This window comes from Streptomyces sp. NPDC050508 (genome assembly GCF_040655155.1).
Lineage (GTDB): Bacteria > Actinomycetota > Actinomycetes > Streptomycetales > Streptomycetaceae > Streptomyces.
In genome coordinates this window covers 143,791-157,012 of record NZ_JBFAJJ010000003.1, presented here as the reverse complement: position 1 = coordinate 157,012, position 13,222 = coordinate 143,791, and the positions used below count along the sequence as shown (strand labels likewise).

The following is a 13,222-nucleotide window of genomic DNA, read 5'->3' as shown; positions in this document are numbered from 1 at the left end:
TCGGGCCGTCCCCCGGGTCGTCCATCCCAAATCCCGCATGCCGCCGAAGGCAGTGAGCGGGTGCCCCTGTGAACCTTGGGAGATGGCCCCATGACCCAGCAGTCCGTAGAGCCCAGGACCGCCGCCGAAGACGCGGGTGAAGGAACCCGCGTCCCGGCCGGCCGGTCCTGGCTCGACCGCTACTTCCACATATCCCGGCGAGGATCGACCGTCGCGCGTGAGGTGCGCGGCGGTGTCACCACCTTCATGGCGATGGCGTACATCCTGCTGCTCAACCCCCTGATCCTGTCCGGCAAGGACGTGGCGGGGGACACGCTCGGGCAGAAGGGCCTGATCACCGCGACCGCGTTCGCGGCGGCCTTCACCACCCTCCTGATGGGCTTCGTCGGCAAGGTGCCGCTGGCCCTCGCCGCCGGTCTCTCCGTCTCCGGTGTGCTCTCCTCGCAGGTCGCCCCGCAGATGACCTGGCCGCAGGCGATGGGCATGTGCGTGCTGTACGGCGTGGTCATCATGCTGCTCGTCGTCACCGGCCTGCGCGAGATGATCATGAACGCGATTCCGCTCGCCCTCAAACACGGCATCACCATGGGCATCGGCCTGTTCATCGCCCTCATCGGCTTCTACAAGTCCGGCTTCGTGCACCAGGGCAAGGCGACCCCGGTCACCCTCGGCCCGGCGGGTGAACTCGCGGGCTGGCCCGTCCTGTTGTTCGCCGGCACCCTGCTCCTCATCTTCATGCTCCAGGCCCGCAACATGCCCGGAGCCATCCTCATCGGCATCATCACCGGCACGGTCGTCGCCGCGATCCTGAACTCCGCCGGGGTCATCGACCCCAGGCAGTGGGCCAGCGGCGCCGCCCCCGAACTGCACGGCAGCGCGGTCTCGATGCCGGACTTCTCGCTCTTCGGCCATGTGGAGTTCGGAGGTTGGGGCAAGGTCGGCGCGATGACGGTCGGCATGATCGTGTTCACGCTCGTGCTGGCCGGCTTCTTCGACGCGATGGCCACCATCATCGGCGTCGGCACGGAGGCGAAACTCGCCGACGCCAAGGGCCGGATGCCGGGCCTGTCGAAGGCGCTGTTCATCGACGGCGCCGGCGGCGCGATCGGCGGCGTGGCGGGCGGCTCCGGCCAGACGGTCTTCATCGAGTCGGCGACGGGGGTCGGGGAGGGCGCGCGAACGGGCCTCGCCTCGGTGGTGACAGGCCTGTTCTTCGCGGCCTGCCTGTTCTTCACTCCACTCACCGCGATCGTCCCGCAGGAGGTCGCGTCCGCCGCCCTCGTCGTCATCGGCTCGATGATGCTGATGAACGCCCGCCACGTGGACTGGGCCGACCGGGCCACCGCGATCCCTGTCTTCCTGACGGTAGTTGTGATGCCCTTCACCTACAGCATCACCGCCGGCGTCTCCGCGGGAGTCATCTCGTACGTCGCCATCAAGGCCGCTCAGGGCAAGGCGCGGGAGATCGGCGCCTTCATGTGGGGCCTGACGGTGATCTTCCTGGTGTACTTCGCCCTCCACCCGGTCGAGAGCTGGCTGGGCGTGCATTAGCAGATCCTGGAAAGCCTTTCCCCACCACCCCGTCAGGAGACCGAGACATGCTGGACATCGCCGAAGAGCTGCACCGGTGGGTCGAGCAGGGCCGCGACTTCGCCGTCGCCACCGTGGTGGCCGTCGACGGCAGCGGACCCCGCCAGCCCGGCGCCGCCCTCGCGGTGGACGCCGACGGCACAGCGATCGGCTCGGTCTCCGGGGGCTGTGTGGAAGGCGCCGTCTACGAACTGTGCCAACAGGCGTTGGCAGACGGCGAAACCGTCCTGGAGCGCTTCGGCTACAGCGACGAGGACGCCTTCGCCGTCGGCCTGACCTGCGGCGGAGTCATCGACATCCTCGTCACACCGGTACGGGTCGGCGACCCCGCCCGTCCGGTGGCCGCCGCCGCACTGTCCGCCGCCGCCCACGGCGAGGCGGCGGCGCTCGCCCGGATCGTCTCCGGCCCCGCCGAGCTGCGGGGCCGCGCGCTCGTCGTACACCCCGACGGCTCCTACGACGGCGGGTTCGGCGCCCACCCCGAACTGGACCGTACGGTCGTCACCGAGGCCGGTGCCCATCTGGACGCGGGCCGCACCGGCACGGTCGAGATCGGCGAACAGGGCTCCCGCTGCGGGGCCCCGCTCACGGTCCTGGTCGAGTCGTCGGTCCCGCCGCCTCGGATGATCGTCTTCGGCGCCATCGACTTCGCCTCCGCGCTGGTCCGCGTCGGCAAGTTCCTGGGCTACCACGTGACGGTGTGCGACGCCCGCCCCGTCTTCGCCACCCGGGCCCGCTTCCCCGACGCCGACGAGATCGTCGTCGAGTGGCCCCACAAGTACCTCGACCGCACGGACGTCGACGCCCGTACCGTCCTGTGCGTCCTCACCCACGACGCCAAGTTCGACGTACCGTTGCTCCACCTCGCCCTCCGGCTCCCGGTGGCGTACGTCGGCGCGATGGGCTCCCGCCGCACCCACCTCGACCGCAACGAGCGGCTGCGTGAAGTCGGCGTCACGGAAATGGAGTTGGCGCGGCTGAGGTCCCCGATCGGCCTCGACCTCGGCGCGCGTACGCCCGAGGAGACGGCCCTGTCGATCGCCGCGGAGATCGTCGCCAACAAGCGTGGTGGCAGCGGGGTTTCACTCACCGGGGCGCACACGCCGATCCACCACGACGCGACGTCGGCGAAGGTGGGGCGGATCGGGTCGGTGGCCTGAGCGGTTCAACGGGGGCGGACCGAGAACGCCGTGTAGCCCGCCACGGCCACGATCGCGTCCTTGACGAGCAGGACGTACGGCGTGGTGTCGTCCGTCGAGTCGCCGGGGTTCGCCAGTGCGGACGTACGCCACGCGACGGCTCCGGTGCTCCGGTCGAGGGCCAGCAGACGGCCGAACCGGTTCGAGAAATAGAGCCTGTTGGACTTTGCCGAGAACACCGGCGTCGACAGGTTCTCGGTGTCCGTCTCCCGCTGCCAGAGCCGCTTGCCGTCGGTCGCGCGCACGGCGGTGACCGTGCCGTTGGGGCGGACGAAGCAGATGACGCCCTTGACGAGGGTGGGCGTGCCACGCGTGGTTGCCGGCAGCGGGACCCGCTCGCCCCCGCCGGCGGGGTCCAACTCCTCCAGGGCTGTGTACGGCTGGTCCTCGCCGCTGCCGAAGGAGCCCTCCGCCAACCGCGGCACCGCGAACGTCAACCGTCCGTCGAGCGTGCCCAACGGCATGGCCCCTATGGGCAGTTGGGCGACATCCTTCGACGTGCCGTCCTTCGGGTCCAGGCGCAGCACGCCGACACCGCCCTTGGTGGGATCGTCCGCAGGCCTGCACAGGCCGTAGGGGGCGCCGCCGAGCACGGTCGGGGTGCAGTCGGTGCCGGCCTTCGACTGCGCGGCGGCGGTCCAGAGTCGGTGGCCGGACTTGTCGTAGGCGACGAACCGCGTCGCGGTCACGTCCATCGCCAGGATGCCGCCGTCGAACAGCACGGCGTTGTGGTCCTCGCTGACCGGTTGCTCCCAGAGCTGGGTGCCGGTCTTCGCGTCCAGGGCGACCAGTCGCCGGGCGATGTAGGTCCGGGACGAGTCCGGCTTGACGTAGGTGTAGACCCGGCCGTCCCGGACGCCGACGGGGCGCGAGGTCTCCGGGCTGGTGCCCGAGCGCCAGCCGACCCGGCCGGAGGCGGCGTCGAGCGCGGACACCGTGAAGCCGGTACCGGCGCAGTACAGGGTGCTGCCGCCCGCCACGCAGCCGGACTCGCCGTAGTCGAGCGGGTTGCCCACCTTGGCGGTGAGCAGGCTCGCGCGCCAGGGCTTCCAGCCGGTGGGCAGTTCTACGGCGGTGCGGGACGCGGAGCGCGTGGACGCGGCGGGTGTGCCCGAGTCGGTGGTGCCGTCCGACATCCAGTGCAGGGTCGTGAGGCCGAGCGCGGTGACGGCGAGCGCGGTGGCGAGGGCGATGACGAGTCGCCTGGTCCGGCGCGGGCGTCGGCCGCTGTCCGGGACGGTCTCGGGAGTGTCCGGGCGGGGGCGCGCCGTGCTCGGGAGGTCCGCCACCGTCGCGGTGGACTCGCTCAAGGTCAGCAACATGCTGTGAAGTTCGGCCAGTTGGGGGCGGGCCGTCGCCTCCTTGTCCAGGCAGCGTTCGGCGATGGTGCGCAGGGGCTCGGGTACCCCGTCCAGTCGTGGCTGTTCGTACATGACCTGATAGCCCGTCAGATACGGGCTGGCGCCGTCGAAAGGGCGGTTGCCGGTGGCCGCGTACACCAGCAGTGAGCCGAGTGAGAAGACGTCGGAGGCGGGGGTGACGTCCCGGGGCGCGGCGAACTGCTCGGGGGACATGAAGGGCGGGGTGCCGATGAGGCGTCCCGTCACGGTGAGGGCCTGGTTGTCGGCGGCGCGGGAGATGCCGAAGTCGATGACGCGGGGGCCGTCCTCGGCGAGCAGGACGTTGCTCGGCTTCAAGTCCCGGTGCACGACACCGGCTTGGTGGATGTCCCGCAGCGCCTCGACCAGGCCCAGCGCGAGTGTGCGCAGGGCCTGTCCGCCCAACGGGCCGTCCCTGTCGATGACTTCGGCCAGGGTGCGGCCGGGGACGTAGAGCGTGGCCATCCAGGGCAGTTCGGCGTCCGGGTCGGCGTCCACGACGGGGGCGGTGAACGCTCCGCTGACCCGGCGGGCGGCGGCGATCTCCTGCCGGAAGCGGGCGCGGAACTCCTCGTCCAGCGCGTACTGGGCGTGCACGACCTTGACCGCGACCTGCCGGCCCGACGCCGAGCGCCCCAGATACACGACACCCATCCCGCCGCTGCCGAGCCGGTCGACCAGCGCGTAACCACCGATCGACTCCGTGTCCCCGGGGCGAAGCGACATTCGCCGGTCACCTCTCCTGATTCCCTTGGCCACATGGGCCGTTCAGGGCCATCACACTAGAGCGTTCGCCCCTGCCACCGGACATCGACCTCGACGGTCCGGGCAGGACCGGGAATTGGGTTGCGAGCCCCACGTACCCCCGTCTTCCATGGGCCCATGATGTCCACCGACCGACTGCTCGCCTTCGCGGCCCTGTCCTTCCTGCTGATCGTGGTTCCCGGACCCAGCGTGCTGTTCGTGATCGGGCGGGCGCTGGCCCACGGCCGCCGGGCCGCGCTGACCACTGTGGTGGGCAACACGCTCGGCGCCTATCTGCTCGTCGTGGCCGTCGCGCTCGGAATCGGGTCACTGGTGGAGCGCTCGGTGCTCGTCTTCACGGCCCTGAAGCTCGCCGGCGCCGCCTACCTGATGTATCTCGGGGTGAAGGCATGGCGCCAACGCGGCTCGCTGCGCGCCGCGTTCGCCGGGGAGGAGACGGCCCCGCACAGCGGTCTGCGCACCCTGTGGGAGGGGTTCGCCGTCGGGGTGGCCAACCCCAAGACGATCGTGTTCTTCGCCGCCGTACTGCCGCAGTTCGTGGACCGTGAACAGGGGCACGTCGCAAGCCAGATGCTGCTGCTCGGCCTGGTCTTCAACATCATCGCCCTGGTCTCCGACAGCGTGTGGGGGCTGGTCGCGTCCACGGCCAGGGACTGGTTCGCGCGGTCGCCACGGCGGCTGTCCGCGGTCGGCGGGATCGGCGGGCTCACCATGATCGGCCTGGGCGTGACGGTCGCCGCGACGGGCCGGAAGGACTGAGGGGGCTGGCTGGTCGGGAGGACTGAGGCGGCCGGCGGGCTGGGGGAGCTGGGGCTGCCTACGGGCCGGAGGGGCCGAGGCTGCTGGCCGGCCGGGAGGATTGAGGTTGCCGACAGGCAGGGACGACTGAGGCTTCCGGTCGGTCGGAGGGACTGAGACCGTCGACCAGCCGGGAGGATCGAGGCGAGCCTCGGGCAACTCTGTGGTCGGCCGTCACGCCCGTCTCAACAGCCCGTTCACCGCCCGCCCGAACATCGACCGCGCCGCCCACCGCAGGGGCCGGTCGAAGAAGCGCGGCAGGAAGCGGACCGCCAGCTCCTCCTGCCAGACCACGCGGCTACGGCCTCCCGGCCCCGGCCGTACCTCGATCTCCGCCCACCCCGTGACGACCCGACCCCGCTTCTCCAGTCGAACGAGGCCCGGCTCGTCGTCCGTCGGCGGGCGCCACACGGTGACCTCCATCCGGTCGTCGAAGCCGAGCGGGCCGAGCCCGGAACGGGCCACGAAGACCGTGCCCTCGCGGGTCGGCGGGGGAGTGACCACGGTGACCCGGGTCAGCGGGACCACGTCGGCGTGGCGTGGCCACTCCGTCAACCGGCGCCACGCCTCCTCAAGCGGGAGCGGGGCCGTGCGTTCGAGACGGAAGTTGACCATGTATGGATCGTAGAGAACGCTTCTTGATCGGCGGTACTTTCATCGGCGGCTCACACCCATGGCCTAGCGGTTCATAGGTACGGAGACGTACACCGGACAGCCGCCCCCAGTTTCCCCGCGTCCCGGCCGGAGCGGGCGCCTCCCCCATAGGCTTTCTCCCACGGGCGGGCATCCCGCCTGTCCCCAGGGGGAGTTGGTCGTCATGCCACTGAAGGCCTACGGCGTACTGATCACGCGCGCGGTGGACACGAGGCGCGAGGGCGCCGCCGGTACACCGCACTACCAGATCCATCTCACGGACGACTCGGGCACACACTTCCGGGCCGCGGTCAACGTCCTGTCCGCGGAGCAGCCCTCCGAGCTGCTCTATCTCGTCAGCGAGGACTTCCAACACCCGGTCACGGCCCGCCTGGAGGGCCTCCCGAGCGGCTGGAACACCCTGCTGCCCGGACCCGGCGGCCCGAACCTCGACTTCGTGCGCGGCAACCTCTTCGACCCGGCACAGCTGCGGACGCTCCCGCCGGACGCGAGCGGTCCCGACAACGACCTGGCCGACCTCCTCGACCACTACGTACGACGCGCGGTGGACGACCCGGACGCCCGGCTGTACGTCTTCGGCGAGCGCTTCGGTCCCGAACCGACCGTCAAGGACAAGGTGTTCGGCTTCCTGCCGGGCAACGGCGTCCACGACATCCACATGAACCAGGGCAACAGCCGCCGTTTCAGCGGCGACGACGGGGTCTGGCAGGACGGCGGCATCCTGATCCACTTCCCGGCACAGTCGCGCTGGGTGGGCATCTTCCTCGCCTTCCAGAGCCAGTCCTGGCACACCGACGACACCACCGGCCACACCCTGGAGGGCACCGACGGTTCGCGCAACGAGCCCGGCGGGCAGCCCGTGCGGATCGTGGCGGCCCTGGTCAACCCGCGTGGCCCGGCACCCGAGACGGAGAGCGTCACGCTCCTCAACGCCTCGCCCGAGCCGCTCGACCCGACCGGCTGGCGCGTCCGGGACCGGCTCGGCCACTCCTGCGCGGTACCGTCCGGCGCCCTCGCAGCGGGCGCCACCCTGCTCGTCCCGCTCACGGACGGCGTCCAACTCGGCAACCAGGGCGGAGAGATCACCCTCCTCGACGCGAACGGCCTCAAGGTCCACGGCGTCTCGTACACCGCCGATCAGGCCGCACGGGAGGGCTGGACCGTCGTTTTCTGACCAACTCGCCCTCACTGCCCGGAAGTTCCCTACCGCACCCGCGCACCCGTACGGCACGATGAGCCCGACCCGCACCGCACCACCGTCCGGAGGGTGTCCCGTGGACCGCGAACTGCACGCCAGACTCGACGACTTGCAGCGCGACCCGTACCCGGTCTACACCCGGGCACGGCAGACCGAGGGGCTCACCCACCTCGCCGAACTCGACGCCTGGCTCGTCGCCCGGGACGCCGACGTACGCGAAGTCCTGCGCCGCCCCGAGGACTTCTCCTCGGCAATGGCACTACGACCCGACGTGCTGCCGTCGCCCGCCGCGCTCGCCGTCCTCGGCGGCGGGTTCGGCGGGCGGCCCGTCGTCGTCACCGCGGACGGCGCGCAGCACCAGCAGCTGCGCGCACCGATCGTCCGCGGCCTCTCGCCGGCCCGCGTCACGGCCGTCCTGCCGTACGCCGCCGAGCGCGCCGCGGCCCTGGTGGACGCGTTCGTCAAGGACGGGGACAAGGGCGAGCACGGGGACGGACACGTCGAGTTGATGTCGGCGTACGCCAGGCAGCTGCCCGGCGAGGTCGTCGGCAGGATCGTCGGCCTCGACCCCGCCGACGTACCCGGGGTCGTCCACGGCGGCCACCGCGCCGAGGAGTTGCTCTTCCGCCCGCTGGCGGAGGACGAGCAGATCGCCGCGGCCGAGGACGTCGTCGCGATGCAGCACACCCTCGACCGGTACGTACAGGAGCGGCACGCACAACCCCGCCAGGACCTCTGTACGGAACTGATCGCCTCGGTGACCGAGGAGGGGGACGGCGACCTGACCCTGGAGCACAGGCACCAACTCGTCGCCCACCTCCAGAACTTGCTCATCGCCGGTCACCTCACCACCACCGCGCTCATCGGCACGACCGTCCTGCACCTCCTCCGGCACCCGCAACAGTGGGAGCTGCTGTGCGCCGAGCCCGAGCGCATCCCCGCGGCGATCGAGGAGGCGGCCCGCTACGACACCGCGCTGCAGGGGTTCCGCAGGGTCACCACCCGGCCGGTCGTCCTCGCCGGCACCGAACTCCCGGCCGGGGCAACGCTGTTCATCGCCTTCGGCGCGGCCAACCGTGACGAGAGGCGGCATGCGCGTGCAGACACGTTCGACATCACCCGCGCTCCGGGCCGCCACCTCGCGTTCGGCTTCGGCGTGCACAGCTGCCCGGGCTCCCAGCTCGCCCGCGAGCAACTCCGGCTCACCCTGGAGGAGTTGACGAGGCGGCTGCCCGGCCTTCGGCTGGCGGAGGACCGTCCGGTCACCATGCGGCCGACGATGATCCACCGTTCCCCGTACGCCCTGCATCTGACGTGGTGACTCAGGGCCGGTACACCTTCCCCGGCTCCGCCTTCCCGGGCGCGAGGAGCTGCGGCACGGTCACGAACACGTACCCGCGCTCCTTCAGCGCGTCGATGATCCCGGGGACGGCGGGCACGGTGCCCTGGTAGAGGTCGTGCAGCAGGATGATACCGTCCCGGGTGGCCTGGGCGAGAACGCGCTTCGTGATCAGTGCGGAGTCGGTGGTCGCGTAGTCCTTGGCGGTCACGCTCCACAGCACCTCCGACAGGCCGAGCTCCCGGCAGATCTTGTGCACGGTGTCGTCGGTGCGGCCCTGGGGCGGGCGCATCAGTGTCGGCCGCTTGCCGGTGATCCGCTCTATCGCGTTGTCCGTGCGTTCCAGTTCGTCGCGTATCTGCGCGGGCGAAATTCGGGTCAGGATCTTGTGGTCCCAGGTGTGACTGGCCACCTCGTGCCCCTCGGCCGCCATGCGCTTGACCAGTTCCGGGTACTTCTCGATGTGCCGCTTGCCGAGCAGGAAGAAGGTCGCCGGGACCTGCCTCTCCTTCAGGATGTCGAGCAGCCGCGCCGAGTTCTCGCTCGGCCCGGCGTCGAAGGTCAGCGCGATGCACTTCACCTCACGGCAGTCGACCGTCCCGAACCGGGCCTGCGCGGTGGCCGACGCGGCCTCGGCCCGGGCAGCGGCCGGCGCGGTCGTGTCGAGCTTGGTGCAGCCGCTCGACGACAGGGCCAGCGCGGCAACGGCCACAAACATGCCGACGGCACGCAACCCGTCCCGGGTTCTTTTCCTCTTCTTACTCAGAGCACTCAGAGATGGCATGTACGGACTATACGCAGCGAGTATACGCAGTATGTATAGTCGGCCGAAAGTGTCCGAGGGGTGGCCCTCATCCTTTAGCACACGTCGGTTCCCAGCGCTCGCCCGAGCCGCAGATCCCACCGCCCGGCCCGCCCACTGAGGTCGGTCGCAGTCAGCGGCGGCACGTCAAGCCGCCAGAACGCAGGCCCAGGCGCGTCAAGGACCGTGACCGCAACGGCCCGCACGAACTCCTGCTCGACCACCGCAAGGGTCCTCCCCTCGAACCCGGCCGCCGCATCCAGCCACCGCGCCGCCCGCTCGCAGAGCGCCCGCACCGGCTCCCCGCCATGAGGCACCGCGTCCGCATCCGTCAGCCAGGCCATCACCGCGTCCGGCTCCCGAGCCATCACCTCGTCGAGGGTCAGGCCTCGCCAACGCCCCATGTCCAGACCCGCCAACTCCGGCTCCGCCACGGCCGAGAGACCGAGCGCGGACGCCGTCTCCCGGCACCGCACGGTGGGCGAGACCAGCATCCGGTCAGCCGAGCGGAGCGAACCCGCGGCGGACTCGGCGCGGGCCGTGCCGCTCGCGTCGAGCGGACTGCCGTCGTCGAACCGGGTCTCCCGCAGGGACCGGTTCATGGCCGGCGAGATCAAGGTGATGCGGCTGGTCACTTCGTCGCTCCAGTTCTCCGGGCTGTGCGGATCATCGTCTCCCACACACCTCGCGGCGAGGGCGGCCGGGAGGGTGTCCTCCCGGCCGCCCCCGCCCTCGGGTCAGGAACCGGTCAGTTCCCTGCGGACCGTGCGGGCCGCGGCGACCAGGTTCTCCAGGGACACACGGGTCTCGGGCCAGCCGCGGGTCTTCAGGCCGCAGTCCGGGTTGACCCACAGCCGCTCCGGCGGGATGGCCTCAAGTCCCTTGCGCAGCAGGGCAGCCGCCTCGTCGATGCCCGGCACGCGCGGGGAGTGGATGTCGTACACGCCGGGTCCGGCCTCGCGCGGATAGCCGTGCCCGGCCAGCTCGCGGGCGACCTGCATGTGCGAACGGGCCGCCTCCAGGCTGATGACGTCCGCGTCGAGGTCGTCGATGGCCTGGACGACGTCGCCGAACTCGGCGTAGCACATGTGGGTGTGGATCTGCGTGTCCGGCCGCACTCCGCTAGTGCTGAGCCGGAAGGCCTCCGTGGCCCACGCCAGATACGCGGGGTGGTCGGCGGCCCGCAGCGGCAGGGTCTCGCGCAGGGCGGGTTCGTCGACCTGGATGACCGAAGTCCCGGCCGCCTCAAGGTCGTTGACCTCGTCGCGCAGGGCGAGGGCGACCTGCCGTGCGGTGTCGCCGAACGGCTGGTCGTCGCGGACGAAGGACCAGGCGAGCATGGTGACCGGCCCGGTGAGCATGCCCTTGACCGGGCGCGAGGTGAGCGACTGGGCGTACGTCGTCCAGCGCACCGTCATCGGTTCCGGGCGGGAGATGTCGCCGGCGAGGATCGGCGGGCGGACGTAACGGGTGCCGTAGGACTGCACCCAGCCGTGCTGCGTGGCGAGGTAGCCCGTCAGCCGCTCGGCGAAGTACTGGACCATGTCGTTGCGTTCGGGCTCGCCGTGCACCAGGACGTCCAGGCCGGTCTTCTCCTGGAACGAGATCACCTCCTGGATCTCGGCCTTGATGCGCTCCTCGTAACCGGCCGTGCCGATCCGGCCCGCCCTCAAGTCCGCGCGGGCGGTGCGCAGTTCACCGGTCTGCGGGAAGGAGCCGATCGTGGTGGTCGGCAGCAGGGGCAGACCGAGGTGGGCCCGCTGGACGGCGGTCCGCTCGTCGTACGGCTGCGCGCGGCGGGCGTCCGCCTCCGTGACGGCGGCCGTACGGGCCCGTACGGCGGGGTCCCGCGTGATCGGGGAGCCCGCGCGGGAGGCCAAGTCGGCCCGGTTGGCGGCGAGTTCGGCGGTGATGGTGTCGGTGCCCTGGGCCAGGCCCTTGGCGAGGGTGACGATCTCCGCGGTCTTCTGGCGGGCGAAGGCGAGCCAGCGCAGGATCTGCGGCTCGATGTCCCGCTCGGTGGCGGTGTCGAGCGGGACGTGCAGGAGTGAGCAGGAGGCGGCCACGTCGACCCGTTCGGCCAGCCCGAGCAACGTGCCGAGCGTGGCGAGGGACTTGGTGAGGTCGTTCACCCAGATGTTGCGGCCGTTGACGACACCGGCGACCAGGCGCTTGCCGGGCAGCCCGCCCACGGTGGCGAGGGCGTCCAGGTTGGCGGCGGCGGTCCCGGTGAAGTCGAGCGCGAGCCCCTCCACCGGCGCCTTCGCGAGCACCGGCAGCGCGTCGCCGAGCCGGTCGAAGTAGGACGCGACCAGCAGCATGGGCCGGTCGGGAAGGGCTCCGAGGTCGCGGTAGGTGCGGGTGGCGGCGCTCAGTTCGGCCGGGGTGCGGTCCTGGACGAGGGCGGGCTCGTCGAGCTGCACCCACTCCGCGCCCGCCGCCCGCAGGTCGGCGAGGACCTCGGCGTACACGGGCAGCAGCCGGTCCAGGAGGGTCAGCGGATCGAAGTCCGCCGACACACCGGGGGCGGGCTTGGCGAGCAGGAGATAGGTGATCGGGCCGACGAGCACCGGGCGGGCAGTGAGGCCCAGGGCGAGGGCCTCCTTCAACTCCGCGACCTGCTTGGTGGAGTCGGCGGTGAAGACGGTGTCCGGGCCCAACTCGGGTACGAGGTAGTGGTAGTTGGAATCGAACCACTTCGTCATCTCCAGCGGCGCCACGTCCTGCGTGCCGCGCGCCATCGCGAAGTACCCGTCCAGCGCGTCGCGTTCGACGGCGGCACGGTGGCGCTCGGGGATCGCGCCGACCATGACGCTGGTGTCCAGGACGTGGTCGTAGTACGAGAAGTCACCGGTCGGTACCTCGTGGATGCCTGCCTCGGCGAGCTGCTGCCAGTTCGTACGGCGCAGTTCGGCGGCGGTGGCCCGGAGGGCGTCGGCGTCGACGCGGCCCTTCCAGTACCCCTCGACGGCCTTCTTCAGTTCCCGGCCCTGACCCTGACGGGGATAGCCGTACACGGTGGCCCGTGCTGCCGCGGCTGCGGACTTTGTCGTCACGGAACTCTCCTTCGCGAGATGTCTCCCTGAGGTCCCGGTGGGGACGAGAGCGCGAAGGAACGTCAGACCGGGCGATCGTGACCGCCGATGTGTACGCCGACCCGCCCACGAGGTCACCGGGATTCCGCGCACGAAATTCGTTCGCGCGTGGGCAGTTGGCAGGTCTTCGGACTTGCGGGCACGTCCCCTTTTGGAACCGGAGGACACCTACTGGCCGTCGCTTCCCAAGTCCTGTTGTGGGCCCAGTGCGTATGACGGCGGTCGTTCCTGCTTACCGCTGCGGGGCAGTCCCGGATTTTCACCGGGTTCCCTCTTGCGACGCGTTCCGTCTGGCTGACGGGGCGAACCAGCTGCGCCGCCAGCCTAAAGGGTTTGGGGTGGGTGCGTCGATTTTTGGGTGCGGGCCCGGTGGGGGCTGGTCGCGCAGTTCCCCGCGCCCCTA

The 13,222-nt window shown here is 70.9% G+C and carries 10 protein-coding genes and 1 riboswitch; of the genes, 5 read left to right on the top strand and 5 right to left on the bottom strand.

The window, feature by feature from the left end; all coding sequences use genetic code 11:
• The first annotated feature begins 90 nt into the window (after nt 1–90).
• Entirely contained in the window at nt 91–1,551 is a 1,461-nt protein-coding gene (locus AB0I69_RS10280; protein WP_363095165.1) for an NCS2 family permease, read from the top strand.
• A 47-nt stretch (nt 1,552–1,598) separates the two neighbouring features.
• Nucleotides 1,599–2,750, top strand: a complete 1,152-nt coding sequence (locus tag AB0I69_RS10275; RefSeq protein WP_363095164.1) for an XdhC/CoxI family protein — start codon at nt 1,599–1,601, stop codon at nt 2,748–2,750.
• Between the two features lie 5 nt (nt 2,751–2,755).
• On the opposite strand, the gene AB0I69_RS10270 is transcribed toward AB0I69_RS10275, so the two are convergent.
• Nucleotides 2,756–4,894 carry a serine/threonine-protein kinase gene (locus AB0I69_RS10270; protein WP_363095163.1) on the bottom strand — a complete coding sequence of 713 codons (2,139 nt, stop codon included), beginning with the start codon at nt 4,892–4,894 and terminating at the stop codon, nt 2,756–2,758.
• Nucleotides 4,895–5,050: 156 nt separating this feature from the next.
• Between AB0I69_RS10270 and AB0I69_RS10265 the strand changes: the two genes are divergently transcribed.
• Nucleotides 5,051–5,692, top strand: a complete 642-nt coding sequence (locus AB0I69_RS10265; RefSeq protein WP_363095162.1) for a LysE family translocator — start codon at nt 5,051–5,053, stop codon at nt 5,690–5,692.
• A gap of 213 nt (nt 5,693–5,905) precedes the next feature.
• On the opposite strand, the gene AB0I69_RS10260 is transcribed toward AB0I69_RS10265, so the two are convergent.
• On the bottom strand, nt 5,906–6,346 hold the full coding sequence (locus tag AB0I69_RS10260) for an SRPBCC family protein (protein ID WP_363095161.1): 441 nt from the start codon (nt 6,344–6,346) through the stop codon (nt 5,906–5,908).
• A gap of 202 nt (nt 6,347–6,548) precedes the next feature.
• Here AB0I69_RS10260 and AB0I69_RS10255 point away from each other — a divergent pair, with 202 nt between their 5' ends.
• Complete coding sequence (locus AB0I69_RS10255; RefSeq protein ID WP_363095160.1) at nt 6,549–7,559, top strand: DUF2278 family protein; 1,011 nt, start codon at nt 6,549–6,551, stop codon at nt 7,557–7,559.
• Nucleotides 7,560–7,659: 100 nt separating this feature from the next.
• Complete coding sequence (locus AB0I69_RS10250) at nt 7,660–8,904, top strand: cytochrome P450 (RefSeq protein ID WP_363095159.1); 1,245 nt, start codon at nt 7,660–7,662, stop codon at nt 8,902–8,904.
• Between the two features lies 1 nt (nt 8,905).
• Here the strand turns inward: AB0I69_RS10250 and AB0I69_RS10245 are convergent, their stop codons facing one another.
• From AB0I69_RS10245 to metE, 3 genes are all read right to left on the bottom strand, one after another.
• On the bottom strand, nt 8,906–9,640 hold the full coding sequence (locus AB0I69_RS10245) for a polysaccharide deacetylase family protein (protein ID WP_363095158.1): 735 nt from the start codon (nt 9,638–9,640) through the stop codon (nt 8,906–8,908).
• Nucleotides 9,641–9,780: 140 nt separating this feature from the next.
• Nucleotides 9,781–10,359, bottom strand: a complete 579-nt coding sequence (locus AB0I69_RS10240) for a histidine phosphatase family protein (protein WP_363095157.1) — start codon at nt 10,357–10,359, stop codon at nt 9,781–9,783.
• Between the two features lie 102 nt (nt 10,360–10,461).
• Nucleotides 10,462–12,780, bottom strand: a complete 2,319-nt coding sequence (gene metE, locus AB0I69_RS10235; RefSeq protein WP_363095156.1) for a 5-methyltetrahydropteroyltriglutamate--homocysteine S-methyltransferase — start codon at nt 12,778–12,780, stop codon at nt 10,462–10,464.
• Between the two features lie 139 nt (nt 12,781–12,919).
• A riboswitch (cobalamin riboswitch) is annotated at nt 12,920–13,146 on the bottom strand.
• Nucleotides 13,147–13,222 lie beyond the last annotated feature (76 nt).

Coding starts and splice junctions, on each gene's coding strand:
- AB0I69_RS10270 (WP_363095163.1), bottom strand. CDS start 4,894: ATGTCGCTTCGCCCCGGGGACACGGAGTCGATCGGTGGTTACGCGCTG.
- AB0I69_RS10275 (WP_363095164.1), top strand. CDS start 1,599: ATGCTGGACATCGCCGAAGAGCTGCACCGGTGGGTCGAGCAGGGCCGC.
- AB0I69_RS10255 (WP_363095160.1), top strand. CDS start 6,549: ATGCCACTGAAGGCCTACGGCGTACTGATCACGCGCGCGGTGGACACG.
- AB0I69_RS10245 (WP_363095158.1), bottom strand. CDS start 9,640: ATGTTTGTGGCCGTTGCCGCGCTGGCCCTGTCGTCGAGCGGCTGCACC.
- AB0I69_RS10260 (WP_363095161.1), bottom strand. CDS start 6,346: ATGGTCAACTTCCGTCTCGAACGCACGGCCCCGCTCCCGCTTGAGGAG.
- AB0I69_RS10265 (WP_363095162.1), top strand. CDS start 5,051: ATGATGTCCACCGACCGACTGCTCGCCTTCGCGGCCCTGTCCTTCCTG.
- AB0I69_RS10280 (WP_363095165.1), top strand. CDS start 91: ATGACCCAGCAGTCCGTAGAGCCCAGGACCGCCGCCGAAGACGCGGGT.